17 protein-coding genes are annotated in these 19690 nt (G+C 63.8%); 6 read left to right on the top strand and 11 right to left on the bottom strand.

The annotated features are described in order from the left end of the window. Positions 1 to 488: 488 nt before the first annotated feature. From V2L18_RS05065 to V2L18_RS05030, 8 genes are all read right to left on the bottom strand, one after another. Entirely contained in the window at positions 489 to 1478 is a 990-nt protein-coding gene (locus V2L18_RS05065) for a glycosyltransferase (RefSeq protein WP_336176739.1), read from the bottom strand. Continuing rightward, positions 1472 to 2527, bottom strand: coding sequence for a hypothetical protein (locus V2L18_RS05060; protein ID WP_336176738.1), 1056 nt, complete (start codon positions 2525 to 2527; stop codon positions 1472 to 1474). The genes V2L18_RS05065 and V2L18_RS05060 overlap by 7 nt, the downstream gene beginning before the upstream one ends. After that, complete coding sequence (locus V2L18_RS05055) at positions 2524 to 3300, bottom strand: hypothetical protein (RefSeq protein WP_336176737.1); 777 nt, start codon at positions 3298 to 3300, stop codon at positions 2524 to 2526. The genes V2L18_RS05060 and V2L18_RS05055 overlap by 4 nt, the downstream gene beginning before the upstream one ends. Continuing rightward, entirely contained in the window at positions 3297 to 4343 is a 1047-nt protein-coding gene (locus V2L18_RS05050) for a hypothetical protein (RefSeq protein ID WP_336176736.1), read from the bottom strand. The genes V2L18_RS05055 and V2L18_RS05050 overlap by 4 nt, the downstream gene beginning before the upstream one ends. Further along, positions 4343 to 4972: an SIS domain-containing protein gene (locus V2L18_RS05045; protein ID WP_336176735.1), complete on the bottom strand. Its 630-nt coding sequence runs from the start codon at positions 4970 to 4972 to the stop codon at positions 4343 to 4345. Before V2L18_RS05045 ends, V2L18_RS05050 begins: the two co-directional genes overlap by 1 nt. Further along, positions 4947 to 5930, bottom strand: a complete 984-nt coding sequence (locus V2L18_RS05040; protein ID WP_336176734.1) for a hypothetical protein — start codon at positions 5928 to 5930, stop codon at positions 4947 to 4949. Before V2L18_RS05040 ends, V2L18_RS05045 begins: the two co-directional genes overlap by 26 nt. 4 nt (positions 5931 to 5934) lie before the next feature. After that, positions 5935 to 7239, bottom strand: a complete 1305-nt coding sequence (locus tag V2L18_RS05035) for an HAD-IIIA family hydrolase (protein WP_336176733.1) — start codon at positions 7237 to 7239, stop codon at positions 5935 to 5937. Between the two features lie 415 nt (positions 7240 to 7654). Then, entirely contained in the window at positions 7655 to 10405 is a 2751-nt protein-coding gene (locus V2L18_RS05030; RefSeq protein WP_336176732.1) for a M10 family metallopeptidase C-terminal domain-containing protein, read from the bottom strand. Positions 10406 to 10868: 463 nt separating this feature from the next. Between V2L18_RS05030 and rfbA the strand changes: the two genes are divergently transcribed. From rfbA to rfbD, 4 genes are all read left to right on the top strand, one after another. Beyond that, the gene (rfbA, locus tag V2L18_RS05025; RefSeq protein ID WP_336176730.1) at positions 10869 to 11759 is read left to right on the top strand and encodes a glucose-1-phosphate thymidylyltransferase RfbA; all 891 of its coding nucleotides are present in this window, start codon (positions 10869 to 10871) and stop codon (positions 11757 to 11759) included. 38 nt (positions 11760 to 11797) lie between these two features. After that, positions 11798 to 12367, top strand: a complete 570-nt coding sequence (gene rfbC / locus V2L18_RS05020; protein WP_336176729.1) for a dTDP-4-dehydrorhamnose 3,5-epimerase — start codon at positions 11798 to 11800, stop codon at positions 12365 to 12367. Between the two features lie 91 nt (positions 12368 to 12458). Then, positions 12459 to 13511, top strand: coding sequence for a dTDP-glucose 4,6-dehydratase (gene rfbB, locus V2L18_RS05015; protein ID WP_336177012.1), 1053 nt, complete (start codon positions 12459 to 12461; stop codon positions 13509 to 13511). Then, positions 13508 to 14404, top strand: a complete 897-nt coding sequence (rfbD, locus tag V2L18_RS05010; RefSeq protein ID WP_336176728.1) for a dTDP-4-dehydrorhamnose reductase — start codon at positions 13508 to 13510, stop codon at positions 14402 to 14404. The genes rfbB and rfbD overlap by 4 nt, the downstream gene beginning before the upstream one ends. Positions 14405 to 14606: 202 nt before the next feature. Here rfbD and V2L18_RS05005 read toward each other — a convergent pair whose 3' ends face one another. From V2L18_RS05005 to V2L18_RS04995, 3 genes are all read right to left on the bottom strand, one after another. Beyond that, complete coding sequence (locus tag V2L18_RS05005; RefSeq protein WP_336176726.1) at positions 14607 to 15656, bottom strand: hypothetical protein; 1050 nt, start codon at positions 15654 to 15656, stop codon at positions 14607 to 14609. Positions 15657 to 15809: 153 nt separating this feature from the next. After that, positions 15810 to 16697 carry a cation diffusion facilitator family transporter gene (locus V2L18_RS05000; protein ID WP_336176725.1) on the bottom strand — a complete coding sequence of 296 codons (888 nt, stop codon included), beginning with the start codon at positions 16695 to 16697 and terminating at the stop codon, positions 15810 to 15812. Between the two features lie 98 nt (positions 16698 to 16795). Next, a complete protein-coding gene (locus V2L18_RS04995; RefSeq protein WP_336176724.1) occupies positions 16796 to 17194 on the bottom strand; it encodes a hypothetical protein in 399 nt (132 codons plus the stop codon). A 486-nt stretch (positions 17195 to 17680) separates the two neighbouring features. Here V2L18_RS04995 and V2L18_RS04990 point away from each other — a divergent pair, with 486 nt between their 5' ends. Together V2L18_RS04990 and V2L18_RS04985 are read left to right on the top strand one after the other, a co-directional pair. Continuing rightward, entirely contained in the window at positions 17681 to 18604 is a 924-nt protein-coding gene (locus V2L18_RS04990; RefSeq protein WP_336176722.1) for a DMT family transporter, read from the top strand. A 212-nt stretch (positions 18605 to 18816) separates the two neighbouring features. Beyond that, positions 18817 to 19644, top strand: coding sequence for a DMT family transporter (locus V2L18_RS04985; protein WP_336176720.1), 828 nt, complete (start codon positions 18817 to 18819; stop codon positions 19642 to 19644). Positions 19645 to 19690 lie beyond the last annotated feature (46 nt).

Below are 19690 nucleotides of genomic sequence, written 5' to 3'. Positions count from 1 at the left end.
GCGGCCACGCCGCTGGCCCCCTCGTTCCGGCCACGCCGCTGGCCTCGACGCTACTGTCCCGGCACTTCGTTCCCGTGCCGATCGCCGCAAGCAGGCTTTGACCACCGCCAACCACCGGCGCACGTCCGCCGATTGCTCCAGATGACGGTACCGCACCAGAATCCGGTGCGGCACATTAGCGGCTCAGCGCGCGCGCGCCAAAGAAATCAGGTTTTAATTTGAGGATTTGAACAAGACGGAGCGCGATCGAACGCGGGAAATGCAGAAATTACCTATCCCTGATCGCACTTTCCGGAAGTTTATCGACGCAACTTCCGCAAGGGCTGAAGCGACCGAGCGAAGCGCTCTCGCGCCAGGCGCTTGCCTTGCACATTCTTGCCGCTGGGCTGACTTGAACAGCCAGGAACCACGCGCCTTACCGATCACCTTGCGTGAACGGCACGATGGCCAAGAGGCGGGGCAGCCAACGAAGGCAAGGAAGGGTGCCCTCACTCGGCCACATGCTTTTCCAGGAACGACCTGAAGCCCTGCTTTTCCATCTCCAGCGAGAACTGCGACGCGAAGTCCACGGCGGACGCCTGCAGGCGTTCGCGATCCTCCGGTGCCATTGCCAGTAGTTGCTCGATCTTCGCAACATAATCGTCGACGTCCTCGTACCCCACCGTCCAGGCAGCGTCGGCGGCGAGATAGGAGCGATTTCCGACGGCATCGGAACAGATCAAGACGTCGCCGCCGGCCAATGCCTCGATACCCGGCAGGTAATAGCCTTCCTCTCGCAGCGGCGTTCCGATGAAGGCATCGCACGCATGGTAGGCGGCACGCAGGTTTTCCCAGGAGACGCCGCGCGGCACGACCTCGAACTCCACCGGCAGACCTTTGGCCTCGCAAGCCTCGCGCACCCTTTCGCCGAAGTTCGACTTGAAGAGGTTGTATCCAAGTCGCAGCCTGGGATTTGCGCGGATGGCCGGACGGCGGAAGAACTCGAAATCGAAACCGTGGAAATTCAACTCCATCAGGTTTTCGTCCGGCACGAGTTCCTTCACCGCGTCATAGACCTGATCGGTGATGCAGATCCGCAGCATGTTCTTCATCAACAGGTCGCGGGCGGCGCCCCTGTCGAAGAACATGTTGTTGTGACGCACGTTCTGGATCAGGTGGATGAACCGGATGTCGGGATAACCGAGAGCCTTGGCGCGCTCCAGAACACGATAGAAGTTGCTGGGCAGCGAGATCATCACCAGATCGCCGTCACGCAGATCCGCATCGTTCAGCAGCGTGAACTGGATGTCGTGCTGGGCACGCTGATAATACGGCTTCGCCGTGAGCCCGGCCTTCGCATGCTGGTTGGACAGCGTCGCGAACCAGACCTCGTAGCGCTCGGGGTCGGCATGGACAGCATAGTCGAGCATCTTGGCGATGCCGCCGACCTGCCTGTAATTCGGCACGACGAAGAAGATGCGCTTCTTGGGGATCACCATGCCAACGCCTTCTCCGACAGCATGCGTTTCATGGATGCCTGCACGGCCTTGAGGGGAGCCTCGAATGCCCCCGACAGCGCGTCGTCGACGGTGCGCTCCACCACCGCCGCATCCGGTTCCGGGCCGAGACGGCCGGGAAAATCGGGATAGACGTCGTCAAGCCCCGTCCCGGCATTGTGGTAGACGGGCGTGCCGAGCGACAATGCATGGACCGTACGGATGGAAGTGGCGAAATCGCGCTCCTCACCCTGGAAGCTGCTGTCGACAAACAGATGCGAGCGCCCCACCAGCTCGGCCGCCTGGCGGGTCGGCAGCATCCCGACCCTGGTCACATTCGGGAGCGTCAGCAGCCGGTTGACCGATTTGGCGTGCGGATCCTCGACGCCTTCTATCGCGCTGTCGAACATGAACAGCCCGCGGTGCTCGGGATGGGTTTCGAAGTAGTCTGCCAATCCGTCGAACGTAATGGCGTAGTTGGTCCACTTGTGGATCCGCCCGCCGAAGGTGATCGTCGGCTTGACGAACTTCACATGGTCCTCGGGCTGGAACGCGAACGGATTGAGTAGCGGCTTGCGGCCATATTCCGCCTCGACGTGGGCCGCGAGTTTCGGCGACGTCACGAGCACCGTATGCGCATGGTCCATGTAGGTCCGCACATCGTCGAGATATTTCAACGCCGCGGCCTCCTTGCCGCTCGCGATGAATTCCAGATCCTTTCGCGCGATGAAGTCGAAGACGATGTGATGATGGCGCGCCGCCTTGCTCAACTCGCTTGGAAAATTTGCCTGCGTGAAGATGAAGACCCCCGGCTCTATCCGCTCGACGAAGTCGCCGAAGAGTCCATTGGGGACAAGCTGCATCTCGCGGTGGCCGTGGGGAAGGTTGTCGACGCCGCAAGTCATGGAATAGCGGTCGGCGAACATAACGAAACGCGCCTCATGTCCGGCCGCCTTGACTTGCCAGTAAAGCTGTCGCGCCCGCATGCCGGGACCGCTCGCGACCGGCAGAGTACCAAGAGGTGGATTGTTGCAGACGATGTAATGGATCATGCGAGACGCAACCGTATCAAGCTCTTCGGGACGCCTTCCACCGAATAGGCGACTTCATCGACGATCATCGGATTGCGCCCCGTCGCGTTGCGAAAGAGGGAAACGGTTTCGACAACCGACACGCCGGAGCCGAGAAACGCGAAGATTTCGTCGAAATCGGCGTATTCGGAAGCCTCGTCCAGGGAAGCCGGCGCATCGATGACAGCCGCCGTCGCACTGATCCCCATGTCCTCCTCGAACAGGAAGGCTCCCGTCACGAGCCTCCGGAAAACCGGAATGGGCTCACGGGCCCGATAGCGCAGAACATGAAAGCCTGTCGCCATCTGCGCATCGACGGAAAAGAACCGCCGGCGGCGCTGCTCCCAAACGTCCAGCACGCCGCCCGGCATCAGGACCTTGTCCAGATCGTTGAAAAATTCCGCCTGGGCCGCCCGCAGCACAGCGCGTTCGTTGCCGTTCAGCGGCACCTCTTCGGATACCAGAACCAGATCGCTCAGGTCGAACGTACCGGCCGTCATGCGGCCCGAAAGCACGATGAAGGTCTCAACGTCGCGGCGGTCACGCAGGACGAAGGCCCTACGGCACTCCGCATTGTCATCGAACCAGGGCAGCGGCACGCTCGCCACGTCGAAGATCACAAGCGGCCCGACCGGCGCCTGTGCTTCGGCGGCGAGAGCCTGCTCCCTCAGAAAGCCGTAAGCATCCGCCGTCGAGGAAAATGACGCGAAGCGTTCGTCAATCGAGGCCGTCGCAGTCAGACCGATCGCTCTCATCGTTTGTTCAGCCAATCGAAAACGGCAGAGAGAAAGGGCTCCATGAACTTGAGGAATTTGCCGTAGCGACCGGCGCGCATGCGTTCGGCGAACAATCCGGCGACCTCGCCGTCATTCATGGCGCGGGCAACGGCCGGGCGGGGGGGCGCCTTCTTGTCACGTCGCACACCGCCGCCGAGCCCGACCTCGAGCCGCAGCCGTTCGTATTCCGCATTGTCGGTCTTCAGCACGAAGGGGCGGTAGGAGCGCACCTCCCTTGTCGCGGCAGATGCTCCTTCGGGATCGGCACGTGCCAGCAGTTCCTGCCAGAGTTCCTCGCATTGCTGACGCAGCGACGGGCTGATAACCGGCGGGTGGCGCATCGTCGCCTTGAAATGCGACTGATCGAATACCCGGCCGAACTCGATGTCCTCCAGAGCGAGATCGAACTTCTCGTTGACCATCCGCACCGGCCTGCTTTCCTTGTTCAGCTGGTGCATATCGACGACGAAGGAGCGTTCGGGCGCCTTCGACACGCATTCCAGAACCCGGGCCATATGCAGCAGCCAGGACGCGGCGCTCATGTCCGGATTGTTCGCGATGCGCAGGTTGTGCTGGCGCCCGACATTCTTCGTGTTGGCATCGCGGAAAGCGCGGCGCTGAAGACTGTCGACGCAGAATTCGTAATGGCGCAGCGGCACCACGTAGACCGGATTGCTGGCATGGGTATCCCACAGATCCCAGAACAGGCAGGTGCGCGGATCCTTGAAGCCCCACACCGCATTATGCGCGTCGCGATTGGCGAGCAGGCGCAACACTTCCTTGTGGTCCTGCGGCACGTAGATCGGGAAATACGGGGCGCTCGCCAGCCAGTTCACCCCCGCCCGCTGCAGCATGGATGTGTGGAAGTGGACGATGCCGCGGTCCTCGAAGTGTCCGCGATGGTTCGTCGGCGTGGCCCCCAGGAGATCGGAGCCCACGAACAGTCCGGCCTGATTGAGGTAGTCGGTGAACAGCGACGTGCCGCTGCGGTGAAAGCCGAGGATGATAACCTGCGTGTTCATTAAAATACGACCGATCCCAATGTCTCTTCTTTCACATGCAGGTGTCTGACGTACTGGCAGACGATGTGCGCCAACATCTGGTGCGCGTCCTCGACGATCCCGTAATTGCCCGCCGGCACGTGGACCGAGTGCGTGGCAATATCCTTCGCCTTGCCGCCTTCGAACCCGGTGAAGGCGATCGTCTCCAGGCCCTTCGCGCGGGCCGTCTCGAGCACCTTGACGATGTTTGGCGAACTGCCGGAGGACGAGATCGCCCACAGGACGTCGCCCTCGCGGCCGCGCTGGGCGATATGGAACGCGAACACCTCCTCGAAGGCGATGTCGTTGGCGATCGCGAAATTGAGCTCGCTGTAGGCGTTCAGCGACGACAGGCGCACCGGCTTGCCGGTGGCAAGGCCCAGCAGCTTCACGTAATCGCAAGTCACGTGATTGGCGATCGCCGAGGATCCGCCATTGCCGCAGACGAAAATTTCCCGGCCGGCATCGATGGCGGCCGCCAGACAGCCGGCGACCCCGTCGATCTGATCCCGGTCCACCCCGGCCATTGCCTCGTTCAGCTGGCGGGCATAATCGCCGGCAAAGTCGCCCGCGGAGGCGTATTTCCTATCGGGGAAGCAATACCGCGTCATTCTCGACGACCTCCGCTCCATCGGGCCAGAATCGGTATTCCAGCGTAGGCAAGCCTACCTCTTTCAGCCGTTCCTTGAAATTATCGTCGTGGAAGACGGCGACAAAGCCGCCATTGCCGGCGCCAAGCACCTTGCCGCCATAGGCACCCATCGACAGAAGCTTCTGATAAAGCTCGTCGATCGACTGCTCCCCGACGTTGCTCGAAAGCCGTTTCTTCAGCTCCCAGTTGTGATGCAGCAGCCGCCCGCATTCCTTCGCATCGCGCATGGCGACTGCCTCGTGCATGGCGCCCACCATTTCGACGATCTCGCGCTGGCAATCCACGACGGCCTGATCGTCGCGCAGGTTCCGGGTCTGCTCCGCCAGGGTCGAATTCGCCCGCCGCGTGATGCCGGTGAAGACCAGCGACAGGTGCCGTTCCAGAAAGCGACCGACCCGCACGCCGGAATGACGGTCGCTGCAGACCGATCCGTCCCGGTTGAAGTGCAGCGTGTTGTAACCGCCCAGACAGACCGCATACTGGTCCTGCTTGCCGATCGGCTCGCCGAGCCGGTCGATCTCGATGCGGCAGCTGTAATCGGCAAGATCGTCCGCGGCAATGGATACGCCGCTGTAGGAGGCGAGGTTCAGCGCGGTCGCCGCGGCAAAGGCGGAAGAGGATCCGAGGCCCGTTCCCGCCGGCACATCGGCAAAGGAGGCGAAGTCGATGAAGGGCACCGGATAATCGCGCGCGATCTCGCGAATGAGCGGGTGGACGACCTGGTCGAGCGACGTCACCTCCTCCACCCGGCTGTAGACGAACCGGTAGCGCTGGTGGAAGCTCTGGTTGGTCGCCACGTAGACGAACTTGTTGATCGTGAAGGACAGCGTCTTGCCGGAAAACCGCTCGTAGTAGGCCGGAAGATCGCTGCCGCCGCCCATCAGGCTGATGCGGAACGGCGCGCGCGAAATGATCATGTCGTCAGGAGCCTCTTGCCTTGGCACAGATGTGCCGGACGGCGGCCGGCAGATCTTCGAAAAGCGGAACATCGCCGACATCGCATATGCCGTCACGCCCGCCGAAACCGGTCCGGACCATGAGCGGCGTGCAGCCTGCCGCCAGTGCGGCAGCGGTGTCGACCGTGCGATCGCCGATCATGAAGGAGCGGCCCATATCGATGTTGTAGTGATCGCGGGCTCGCAGCAGCAGGCCCGGATGCGGCTTACGGCAGTCGCACGCGATCTTGAGTTCCGCGCGCTCGCCTTCGAACCCGGCCTGCGGATGGTGCGGACAGACATACTTGTCCGTCAGAAATGCGCCGGAACGGGCGAGGCGATCGTCTATCTCGGCATGCACGGCGTGTACGTCGTCCCAATCGATGAAGCCCTTGGCGATGCCCGGCTGATTCGTCGCCAGGATCACGAGAAAGCCGGCCTCCTGAAGCTGCTTCACCGCCTCTCCCGCACCCGGCACCAGGGCAATGTTCTCAGGAGCCAGCGCGTCGCCGGCCTCTTCGATCAGGACCCCGTCCCTGTCGAGGAAAACCACAAATTGGGCATTTTCACGATTCCGTGAGCGGACTTCCCCGCTGTCGATCTTCGCCTCGGTCTCCTTGAGGCGCTGCAACGTCCCGACATCCTTGATGAACTCCGCGGTCCGATAGGCCTGGAGATGGCCGCCGGCCGAGACGATCCGGGGGAAAGTGACGAGCCCGAAATCCTCCGGTTCGTCCGAAATGTGATCGAGCACGCCACGACTGAGGCAATAGGCGGCCGCATTGACGAAATTCTCGTGCTTGTCATCGGCCGGACGGGTCTTGGAGTGAAACGCCGTGACCCGGTCCCGCTCGTCGAAGGACACCAGATCGCTGTCGAAGGGATGGTCGTTGGGATGAACGGCGAGCGTTCCGAGCGCGCCGCTTGCCCGGTGTACCTCGGCAAAATGATCGAGCTGCATGTCGAGCACGACATCGCCATAGAGCACAAGAAACGTGTCGGCGAGGTCGGCGACGATCGACTTCACGGCACCGGCAGTGCCAAGAGGGCGGTCCTCAAGATGGTAGCCGATCCGCACACCGTAGCGGCTGCCGTCGCCGAGCAGTTCGGGAAACATGTGGCCGAGATGGCCGGTCAGGATGTGGATATCGCGAATGTCGTAACGCGCAAGCAGCTCCAGCTGGTGGGCGATCATCGGCTTGCCCGCGATCTCGACCAGAGGCTTGGGCCGATCAAGCGTCAGCGGGGCAAGTCGGGTCCCCTTGCCGCCGGCAAGAATGATAGCCTGCATGCCCAAGTATAACCGCCTGTAAGATCTAACACATTCCGTACCCGGGCGAGCCTGCCGGAACGGCGTGTATTTCGACTGAATCTCCCAAGCCTTCCGATACTTCTATTTTCCTCGGAAAACTCAAAGAGAGATCGGAAAAGCGCAAGCAAACGGGACGCATGACACAGTAGATACGGACGTATTGATCGCAAATGCTCGCCCGATCTTGGGAGCGTTCAATATCTTACACGCCATAGGATGTAAACCCCGGCAAATGGCGGGGCATCGGGGCCTGTGGAACCCGAAGAAAACGCGCGCCTTGCGGGTGTGGGCCGCGCAATGCCGCCGGCCTCGGCTTGCCGTGGGTAAAGACTGGATCGGGCCGCCGTTTCGATGGGCGGCATGCGGGCGAATCGCCCGGAGTGGGATACCGCCGTCAGGCGACGAGGAAGACGTCGTCTGTAAGTTGCGCCTCGGTGGCGTTGGCGATCGTCACGTATCCGTTGGCGCCGAAGTCGAAGATGTAGTCGATGCCCGCCGCGTGCCCGAAGGTGGAAAACAGATCCGCGACCGTCGACACACCGAAATCCATGGCAAACTGCAGCTGGTCCAGGCCATCGGCGAAATCGGCAATGATATCGGTGCCGAACCCGGCGGCGAAGACGAAGGTGTCGGCACCACCGTCGCCCCGAAGGAAATCATTGCCGCCGCCACCCGTTAGGGTGTCGTTGCCACCACCACCGCGCAGCGTATTGTTGCCGGCATCGCCCGTCAGGGTGTCGGCATGGTCGGACCCATAGAGCGCCTCGATGTTCGTCAATATGTCGCCCTGCGCATCGCCGCCGCTCTCGGCGAGCCCGTCGGAGAGATCGACATTCACCCCGGCAGAGGATCCCAGATAGAAGGCCCAGTCGAAGCCGTCTCCGCCATCGAGCGTGTCGGCCCCCGCCTCACCTCTCAGGATGTCGTTGCCGACACCGCCGGTGAGGGTGTCATCGCCCAGATAGCCGCGCAGATAGTTGTTGCCGGCATCGCCCGTGATGACGTCGTCGTGGGCCGAGCCCAGCACGTATTCGATGTCGATCAGCGTGTCGCCCTCGGCCTCGCCGCCGACCTCCTTGCCCGCATCGGCAAGGTTCACCGTCACACCCGCCGACGAGGTCGAATAGTCGACCCAATCGGTGCCGGCACCGCCGTCGAGGATATCGCCCCCGGTGCCGCCGCGCAGAACGTCGTTGCCCGCCTCGCCGCGCAGGATGTCGTTGCCGCCGTTGCCGATCAGCCGGTCGTTGCCGTCGTAGCCGCGCAGCACATTGCCCGCACCGTCGCCGAGGATCACGTCGTCGTGGGCCGAGCCAAGCACGTATTCGATGTCGATCAGCGTGTCGCCCTCGGCCTCGCCGCCGACCTCCTTGCCCGCATCGGCCAGGTTCACCGTCACGCCCGCCGACGAGGTCGAGTAATCGACCCAGTCGATCCCGGCGCCGCCGTCGAGGATATCGCCGCCCTCGCCGCCGCGCAGAACGTCGTTGCCGGCCTCGCCGCGCAGGATGTCGTCGCCGCCGTTGCCAATAAGACGGTCGTTGCCGTCGTAGCCGCGCAGGAGGTTGCCGGCCTCGTCGCCAAGGATCACGTCGTTGTGGGCCGAGCCCAGCACGTATTCGATGTCGATCAGCGTGTCGCCCTCGGCCTCGCCGCCCTTCTCCTTGCCCGCATCGGCAAGGTTCACCGTCACGCCCGCCGACGAGGTCGAGTAGTCGACCCAGTCGATGCCGGCGCCGCCGTCGAGGATGTCGGCCCCCGTGCCGCCGCGAAGCACGTCGTTGCCGGCCTCGCCGCGCAGGATGTCGTTGCCGCCGTTGCCGATCAGCCGGTCGTTGCCGTCGTAGCCGCGCAGGATGTTGCCCGCACCGTCGCCGAGGATCACGTCGTTGTGGGCGGAGCCGAGCACATATTCGATGTCGATGAGGAGGTCGCCCTGGGCATCGCCACCGCTCTCTTTCGCGCTGTCGGCGAGGTTCACCGTCACACCCGCCGAGGAGGTGAAATAGTCGACCCAGTCGATACCCACACCGCCATCGAGAACATCCGCGCCCGTGCCGCCACGCAGAACGTCGTTGCCGGCGCCTCCCCTCAGAATGTCGTTGCCGCCATTGCCGATGAGCCGGTTGTTCGCGTCGTTGCCGGTCATGTCGTCGGAACCGGAGCCGCCGGTGGCGTTCTCGATGGTGACGTTGAAGGCGATGGCGAGGTTGTCCGTCATGCCGAGCACGTCGGAGAAGGCCCCCGCCGTCAGGTTGATGACCTGGCTGTAGCCCGTGCCCGAAAGATCGAGCGTGTCGATGCCGCCGGCGTCCCAGATCGCGACGACGGGGGCCGTGTTGATCGTGAAATCGAAAGCATCGCGGCCGGCGTTGGAATTGAAACCGTAGGTGGTGTTGCCCGTGCGCGTCGTCATGTTCGCGCCATAGACGTCCTGGATGGCGGTAATGTCGTGCAGCAGGGGCGTCGCCGCGTAGGAGGTTGAGCCACCCGGGGGCGAATGGTCGGCGCCGGTGTAGGAGGCGGAGAAATAGGACATGACCGTGTACTGGCGCGTGTCCTGCTGATAGTCGGCCGAGGAGTAGTAGCTCGGCGAGCCGCCGTTGTAATCGCCAGGATGCGACAGGCCGATGGCGTGGCCGATCTCGTGGACCAGCGTCAGGTAGCCGTATTCGCCGTAATTGAGACGGCTGTTGTAGCTGTAATCGGGATTGACCCAGACGTCACCGCCTGCACTGCTTGAGGACGGGTAGTAGGCCCAGGCTACCTGGGGTCCCGTCGTGGTGTTGGCGAACTGGATCTGCGCGCCGGACGATGTGCTTTCCACGAAATTCACGGCGATGAGCTCGTCCCACGCCTCGATTGCATCGCGTGCGGCCGCCTTCTGGGCCTCGGAGAAGACCGAATAGCCGTTTCCTTCGCCGTCGGTGCCGAGGGAATAGGATGGCGCGGAGGTCGAGAACCCGAAGGTAACGGTCGAGCCTGACCATTCGGCATTGGAGCGCGACAGTTGGTCCGAGATCTGCGACAGGGTCCAGACGTCGGTATAGCTCTCCTGCGGCGTCACCGCCTCGGCCTGAAACTGGCTGTCGCCTGCGCAGGCGGGACAGGCGCAAAGTCCGGAAAGGGTGTGATCGACAGTCATTCTCTCATGCCGCAGGCTGTTGATACTGGCGCCATCATGCGTCACCGCCCCTAGCGAAACATGAATACGGCATCGGAAAATATCGGCGTTGTCGCGAAATACTGATGCACATCTGCCATTTTGCCAAGGCCGCCACGTCAGTTGACGTCTTGGCACCACGCGCAACCGACGCCGCCCCGATCATCAAGCCATTGCGGTTGCAGAATTCCCGGCACGAGCGGCAAGATCTAGGGGGTGCCGCCGCAAAACGGCGCAGCCGTACCCTTCGCCCGACATGCATTGTTGACTGACGTGGCCGCATTGCCGATACGACTCGTGCAGGGGCGCCTGATCGCCGACGCGATAAGGTTGCCCGGACGGGAAATCGCCCTTTTTGTCGGGCTCATGATGGAACGTGATTCCGACAGGTATCGGCTCCATTCGCGAAATCGGGGGTATTCGGCGCGCGCCGAAGCAAAACGTCATGAAGGGCATCATTCTCGCCGGCGGCCTTGGCACGCGCCTGCATCCCGTCACCCAGATCATCTCCAAGCAGCTTCTGCCGGTCTACGACAAGCCGATGATCTACTATCCGTTGTCGACGCTGATGCTGGCGGGCATCCGGGAGATCCTGATCATCTCCTCCCCGCAGGCGCTGCCGATGTATCGCGAGCTGCTGGGCAGCGGCGCCTGCTGGGGCATCTCCATCGACTATGCCGAGCAGCCGGAGCCCGACGGCCTCGCCCAGGCCTTCCTGATCGGCGAGCAGTTCATCGACGGCGCTCCCTGCGCGCTGGCGCTCGGCGACAACATCTTCCATGCGGCCGGCTTCACCCAGGTGCTGCAGCAGGCGGCGGGGCTGACGAAGGGCGCCAGCGTCTTCGCCTATCCGGTCGTCAACCCGCGCGCCTTCGGCGTCGTGGAGATGGATGCCTCCGGCAAGGCCGTGTCGCTTGAGGAAAAGCCGAAAAACCCGCGTTCCAACCTCGCCGTCACCGGGCTCTACTTCTACGATGCCGACGTGGTGGAGATCGCGCGCAACGTCACGCCCTCGCCGCGCGGCGAGCTGGAGATCACCTCCGTCAACGAGGCCTACATGCGGCGCGGCGATCTCAATGTCGTGCGCCTTCAGCGCGGCACGGCCTGGCTCGATACCGGCACGGTGGACAGCCTGCTGGCGGCCGCAAACTATGTTCAGACGGTGGAACTGCGCCAGGGCTACAAGATCGCGTGTCCCGAGGAAATCGCCTGGCGACTGGGCTATATCGACCGGGCACGGGTGCTCGCCCTTGCCGCCGGCTACAACAACAGCTATGGCGACTATCTGAAGACCGTGGTCGAGCAGAATTTCGCCACGACCGACACAGGCCTTTGAAAATACAACGAAAACGCGGAACGGGACGGAGAAACGGCGTGCAGGTCGAAACGTTTGACATCAAGGGGCCGATGGTTCTGACCCCGAAGAAATTCGGCGACCAGCGCGGCTTCTTCTCCGAAGTCTACAACAAAGCGGCACTCGCAGAGGTCGGTCTTGAGGCCGATTTCGTCCAGGACAACCATTCCTTTTCCGCCACGCGCGGCGTCATCCGGGGCCTGCATTTCCAGACCCCGCCGCATGCGCAGGGAAAACTCGTGCGGGTTTCGCGCGGCGCGGTTCTCGACGTCATCGTCGATATCCGCCATGGCTCGCCGAATTTCGGCAAGCATCTGGCGGTGGAGCTCAGCGCGGAAAACTGGCGCCAGTTCTGGGTGCCGCCGGGCTTTGCCCATGCCTTCTGCACCCTGACGGAGAACGTCGAGTTTCTTTACAAGGTGACGGACGTCTACGCACCCGATTGCGACAAGGGGCTTGCCTTCGATGACCCGGACCTCGGCATCTCCTGGCCCGTGGATCCGGCCGAGGTGACATTGTCGGACAAGGATCGCAGGCACCCGCGCCTGAAGGACCTGCCGGCCTGGTTCAGCTATTCCGATTACGCGTGATCTGCCTTGCCTGACCATTCGATTTGAAAATGACGAAAGCCTTTTCACACAGCCATTCGCAACACACGGAGACGACGGTTTGACAAGCTCCATGAAGGTTCTGGTGACCGGCGGCGCCGGCTTTATCGGCTCGGCGGTATGCCGCCATCTCGTCGGTGACCTCGGCGTGTCGGTCGTCAACGTCGACAAGCTCACCTACGCCGCCAACCTCGCCTCGCTCGCGCCCGTCGCCGAAAGCCCGCTCTATGCCTTCGAGAAGGCCGACATCTGCGATGGCGCGGCTCTGGCCAGCATCTTCGCAAGGCACGAACCCGATGCGGTAATGCATCTTGCTGCCGAAAGCCATGTGGATCGCTCCATCACCGGGGCGGCCGATTTCATCGACACCAACATCGTCGGCACCTTCCGCCTGCTGGAGGCCGCGCGAGATTATCGCGACAGCCTGCCGGCCGCGCGCCGCGACGCCTTCCGCTTCCTGCACGTCTCCACTGACGAGGTCTACGGCTCGCTCGGCGCGGACGGGCTCTTTCGCGAGGAAACGCCCTACGATCCCTCCTCGCCCTATTCGGCCTCCAAGGCGGCCTCCGATCATCTGGCGACCGCCTGGGGCCGCACCTACGGCCTGCCGGTGGTGATCTCCAACTGTTCCAACAATTACGGCCCCTACCATTTCCCGGAAAAGCTCATTCCGCTGGTGATCCTCAACGCGCTGGAGGGAAAGCCCCTGCCCGTCTACGGCACCGGCGCCAACATTCGCGACTGGCTCTATGTGGAGGACCACGCCCGGGCGCTGTTCGAGATCCTCACCCGGGGCCGGCTCGGCGAGAAGTACAATGTGGGCGGGCGCAACGAGCGCACCAATCTCGACGTGGTGGAGCGCATCTGCGGCTGTCTCGACGAGATGGCGCCGAAGAACCATCGCCACGGCGAGTTGATCACCTTCGTCGCCGACCGGCCGGGCCATGACGCGCGTTACGCCATCGACGCGACGAAGCTTGAGAGCGAGCTCGGCTGGCGGGCGCGAGAAACCTTCGAAACCGGACTGGAGAAGACCGTGCGCTGGTATCTGGACAACGAGGCCTGGTGGCGGCCTTTGCGCGAGAAAACCTATTCCGGCGAGCGACTGGGGCTTTTGAAGGCATGATCGAGGGTCCGCGTCTTCTGATTATCGGCCGCAACGGCCAGGTCGCCCGCGCACTCGCCGAACGGGCGGGAGAACGCCGCGTGCCACTGCTGGCTCTGGGGCGGGAGGAATGCGACCTCGCCACCGTCACCGACCTGCCGGACGCAGCCGATGATTTCGAGCCGACCGCGATCATCAACGCCGCCGCCTATACGGCCGTCGACAAGGCGGAAGACGAGCGCGAGGCAGCCTTCGCGGTCAATGCGGCGGGGTCGGGAAGGCTCGCGGAAGCCGCCGCCCGGCGCGGCCTGCCGCTCATGCACGTCTCCACCGACTACGTCTATGACGGCGGCAAGAGCGCGCCTTATGTCGAGAGCGATCCGACCGCACCGCTCGGCGTCTACGGCGCCTCCAAGCTTGCCGGCGAGAAGGCTGTGCGCGTCGCCCTGCCGGATGCGCTGATCTTCCGCACCGCCTGGGTCTACAGCCCGTTTGGCGGCAATTTCGTCAAGACCATGCTGCGGCTCGGCGCTGAGCGCGACAGCCTCCGGGTCGTGGACGACCAGATCGGCTCGCCGACCTCGGCGCTCGACATCGCGGACGCGCTGATTTCGGTAGCCGCCGACATTTACGAGAACGATCTCGGCAACCGGGCCGGCATCTACCACCTGGCCGGTTCCGGCGAGACGTCGTGGTGCGGGTTTGCGCGAGCGATTTTCGAGCTCGCCGGGGCGCGCGGCGGACCGAGCATTCCGGTGGAGGCCATTCCGACCTCGGAATACCCGACGCCGGCCAAGCGTCCCGCGAATTCCCGCCTTGACGGCTCGAAGCTCGAAAAGGCCTTCGGCATTCGCCTGCCCGACTGGCGGGAGAGCCTCGAGCCTGTCGTGGCGCGGCTTCTCGCCAAGGAGTGAGACCAGGAGCAAGCGGCCCATCCTTCGAGACGGCCGCTTCGCGACCTCCTCAGGATGACGTTTTCGTGTTGCTATTTCCGCAAAATCAGCAACAAACACAACGTCATCCTGAGGAGCGCTCGCAAGAGCGCGTCTCGAAGGATGGGCCATTTGCTCATCGCGGGAAAGCTTGCGGACGCCCCCAGGGACAAACCGAGACGCCTCAAACCTCCGCCAGCACTTCCAGCCCCAGCCGTTCGCCCCAGAAGCGGCGCTGCGGTGCGGGGTCGTTGAGCCGTTCGGCCGCCGCGCGGGCCTTCGCCTGCATCGCCCTCAGCCCCGCCGGATCGTCCATCGCGGCGAGGATCGCGGCCACCCAGGCGCCCTCCTCGTTGGGCGCCAGAAAGCCGGTCTCGCCATTCCGGATGCGGTCGGCGAAGGCCCAGTCGGCGCTGTAGAGACCAACCGCGCCCAGCACCGCGTGCTCAATCACCTTGTTGACCGAACGGCCCCGGTTGAAGGGCGTATCCAGCATCGGATAGAGCGCGAGGTGAAAGCGCAGGCGGGCGTGACGGGCGCGGTGGAGCGCCCAGGGCAGCGGCCGGCGCAGCCGCAGCCGCGGATGTCCGTCAAGTGAACAGCCGAGCTTGCCGCGCGCGATCATGGTCACCGCGGCATCCGGGCGGGCGGCCAGCACCGCCTCCAGGACGTTGATGACGAAGGCCCGGTCGGCACCGTGGGTGACGGAGCCGAGATAGGCGATCTGGAAGGCTTTGCCCCGTTCCAGCCTTTCGAAATGGCTGTCGTCGGCAAGCGGCCCGGCCCAGACCGGACCGAAAAGCCGCACGTCGTGCGTGGCCCGGTATTTGGCGGCAAGATGTTCGGTCGGAACGACGATCGCCTCGGCGCGCTCGACAAGCGCGCGGTACTGACCCTCGCGAAGCCGCGCGAGCCGGGAACGGTAATCCGAAGGCAGCGTCTGGTCGACGCCGGCGGCATCGAGATCGTCGTCGATCACGTAGGTGAGGCGGAGCGCCGGATCGGCGAGGATCGCCTCGACAACCCGCGGCGCATCGCGCCGGCAGACGACGGCCTGGTCGCCGCACAGAAAGCTGTTGGCGCCGATCCGGCGGATGCGCGGACCACGACTTGCCGCGCTCCCGGGGCCGGGTTTCAGCCAGTCGCGGCAGGCGTTGGCGAAGTAGAGATCCGTCGTCGGGATGGACCGGCTCGCCCGGGCGAGCCGGCTCAGGTGCTGCCATGCGCTCAGCAAGCGGAAGACCTCCTTGGGGCGCGTCTGCGTTCCTTCGGAACGACGGACAAGCGCTCAGTCCAGACAAGCCCCCGGCCACCGCCGTGGCCGCAGCCCATTCCGTCTGTAGAATGTCTCACATTGGCCCGCAAGGCTTGAGCGGGGCGGGAGCCCTCACACGACGACGATGCCCTGATGCTTGGCCTTTTCCTCCGGCTCCACGTGGATGGTGATGATGGAGCCGGGAACCTCGGCGCGCAGGGCTTCCTCGATGCGGTCGCAGATCTCATGGGAATCGGCCACCGTCATGGAGCCGGGCACGACGAGATGGAAGTCGATGAAGGTCTTCTGCGCCGCACGCCGCGTGCGCAAGTCGTGCGCCTCCAGCGCCCCTTCGGCACGCTGGGAGATGATGGAGCGGATGTGGTCGCGGATATGGGGCTCCGGCGCCTCGTCCATCAGTCCGCCGACGGACTGGCGCACCAGCCCCCAGCCGGACCACAGCACGTTGAGCGCGACGACGCCGGCAAGCAGCGGGTCGAGGATCAGCCAGCCGGTCCAGGCCGCGATCGCCACGCCGCCGATGACGCCGACCGACGACCAGACGTCGGTCATCAGATGACGGCCGTCGGCATCGAGCGCGGGCGAGCGGAAGCGCTTGCCGGAGACGATCAGGTAGCGCGCCCAGACCAGATTGATGAGCCCGGCGACGCCGTTGACGGCGAGGCCCAGCGTCGGCTGATCGAGGAAACGCGGCGTACGGAAGGCTTCCCAGGCCTGGTAGAAGATCGCGACCGCTGCCAGGACGATCATCACGCCTTCAAGCACGGCGGCCAGGTATTCGGCCTTGTGATGGCCGTAGGGGTGATTCTGGTCGGCCGGCTTTGAGGCGTAGCGCGCCGCGATGAAGGCGGCGAACGCCGAGGCCACATTCACGATGGACTCCATCGCGTCGGAATAGAGCGCGACCGAACCCGTCAGCCAGAAGGCGACGAATTTCAGCGCGAGCACGGCGATGCCGACGAAGACGCTGCCGAGCGCGATTTTGGAGACCCTGTTCATGGCGACATGCGATAGGCCGCAGGGCGCACAAGGTCAATGCGGCGAACACCATGTTCAACACTTTGGCCGCCGAGCGCCCTGCCCGGCGGCCGGTCGCCTCAGCGGACGTCGAGAGAGAACGACATCGTCTCGGTGCTGCGCTGCATCCCGCTCTCGTAGACAAAATAGGGGTAAGAGACTGAAAACGCATCCTTTCCCCGATAGCCACGGGCCGGGGTATAGATGATCTTCATTCCCTTGATCTGCTGTCCGGCGCACTTGCCCGTATCGGCACTGAGCCGAACCATCGACTTCACGAATTTCACGCTGCCGTGCTTCGGCTTCTGGCGCACGGTGAGTTGCGGCAGGATGTCGGCCTGGCATGTCAGCACCCTGTAGCGACCGAACACGTAGACCTCGTTGGCCTTTCCGGCTTTGACACGATAGTCGAAATGTTCCGCCCAGGCCGGAGAAAAACCGATCACAAACAAAAGGATAGAAAGTACGACCCGCTTCATGTCTGCCCCTTTTACGCGTCACGAAGCATATGTTTACAATGCCTGCTCGGCTGATGGAATTGACAATAGGAAGCGCCGATCAGCGGCATGGCGTCACCGCGTCGCGCCGCTCGCCGCTCCTTTCGCCAGCCCTTGCACGCGCACGGGCTGGCGAAAGGAGCGGATATTGGATACGATGCCCGCTTCGCGGTGGCAGGCGATGCCGGCGCGGATAAATCAAGACTGATATTTTGAACTAATATTTTGTTTTTACTTGTTTTTTAAATGCGGCCGCGATTTCGGCCGATCATGACAGCACATGCGATGACGATATCCTGAACCGGGCACGGTTCGGAGGCCGGCGCGGTTTGCCTTTCGCATCCAGCGGCTTTGCGGGAACCCGTTCGTCGCGGCGCTTTCGGGACTGGCCGTCCGGCGGGGCCTCTCCCGGCACCATTGAGACCGGTCGCAGCAGGGCCGGCCGTCCGGAACCGAGGCGAAAGCACCATGAACGAGGCGCGCAGCGCGACCTTGCCGATGCCGCACGGCTTCGGCCAACCTCTCCTTGCGGCGGCCTGGATGTCATTGGCCGTATTGTCTTTTTCGGCAATGGCCGTGGCGGGGCGCGAGCTGATCGGCCAGCTCGATCCGTTCTCCATCATGCTCTGTCGCTCATCGATCGGCCTCTTCATCGTGGCTGCGATCCTGACCGCCACGGGCCGCATTCCGGTCATCCGGACGCGGCGGCCGGGGGCGCATCTGGGGCGCAATCTGGCGCATTTTTCCGGCCAGAGCCTGTGGTTCTATGCGGTCGGGCAGACGACGCTGGCGCAGGTCTTCGCGCTGGAGTTCACCGCGCCCGTCTGGGTGGCGCTGCTGGCGCCTGTTTTCCTGGGCGAACGGTTCACCGGATGGCGGCTGGCGACCACGGCGGCGGGGTTCGCAGGCGTGCTGGTGGTGGTCCGGCCGGGGGTGATCGCGGTCGATACCGGCGAGGTCGCGGCCCTTGCGGCGGCCATCTGTCTTTCGGCCAACATCATGATGACAAAGTCACTTTCGCGCACAGAGCCGACGCTTTGCATCATGTTCTGGATGACGGCGATCCAGGTCGTTCTGGGCGCGGTCATGGTCGCGATCACGGCCGTCGTCACGGGAAACGGCCTGCCGTCGCTGCCGGATCCCGCACACCTGCCGTGGGTGCTGGTCGTGGGCGTCAGCGGACTTCTGGCGCAGGTCGGGCTGGCCCGCGCGTTTCGCCATGCCGATGCCTCGGTGGCCGCGCCGATGGACTTCCTGCGGCTGCCGCTGATCGCCGTGGTCGGCATGCTGGCTTACGGCGAACATCTTGATCCCTATGTGTTTCTCGGCGGCGCCATCGTGTTTCTGGCAAACTACGTCAATGTCTGGCGATCGGGGAGAAAGGCGGGCTGAGCGGCGCCGGGATGCACGGGAACATGCGCAAGCCGCGGCTCGACAGATGAGAAAAATACCGGTACGGGCAATGCAACGACCGTCGATCCGGCGAGAGCCGGCCGGCGCACTTGCAACGGGATCACGACCGGGAAGAAGGCAACTGCATGAGCGGAGTGGCAACGGGCGCAGCGCCGGAGGAAAGCAATCAACCGATCCGGGCCGCGTTGTGGATGTCCTTGGCATTGTTCTCGTTTTCGGCGATGGCCATCGGCGGGCGCGAGCTTTCCGGTCATCTCGACACCTTTTCCATCATGTTCTACCGGTCGTTGATCGGCCTTGTGGTGGTGGTCGCGGCGCTGGCGGCAACCGGCAATTTCGCACAGGTGAAAACCCGCCGGATCGGCACGCATTTCTGGCGGAATCTCGCGCATTTCACCGGGCAGAACTTGTGGTTTTATGCCGTCGGCCTGATCACGCTGGCGCAGCTTTTCGCGCTGGAGTTCACCTCGCCGGTCTGGGTGGCGCTGCTGGCACCGTTGTTTCTCGGCGAGCGCTTCACCGGATGGCGGGTGGGAACGACGATCGCGGGCTTTGCCGGCGTCCTGATCGTGGTGCGCCCCGGGGTGAGCGCGGTCGGCATCGGCGAGATCGCAGCCCTTGCCGCGGCCGTGGGCTTTGCCGCCAACATCATGATAACAAAGTCTCTTTCGCGCACGGAATCGACGCTTTGCATCGTCTTCTGGATGACGCTGATGCAAGCCGTCATGGCGGCCGTGATGCTGGTCGGCCAGCCGCTGGTGCCCGAATGGGAGATCGTGCCGTGGGTGGTTGTCGTCGGTCTCGGCGGCCTCAGCGCGCATTTCAGCCTGGCGCGCGCGTTTCGCCATGCGGATGCCTCGGTGGTGGCGCCGATGGACTTCCTGAGACTGCCGCTGATCGCCGTCGTCGGCATGCTGGCCTACGGCGAAGCGCTTGATCCGTATGTGTTTCTGGGCGGCGGCATCGTGTTTCTGGCGAACTACGTCAATGTCTGGCGGTCGGGGCGAAAGGCGGGGTAGCCCCACGCTTTCACCCCTATTCGCAACCAATTAGAATTTCGTTCGC

The organism is Breoghania sp. JC706, from assembly GCF_037026715.1.
Classification (GTDB): domain Bacteria; phylum Pseudomonadota; class Alphaproteobacteria; order Rhizobiales; family Stappiaceae; genus Breoghania.
This window is presented reverse-complemented; position numbering and strand designations above follow the sequence as displayed.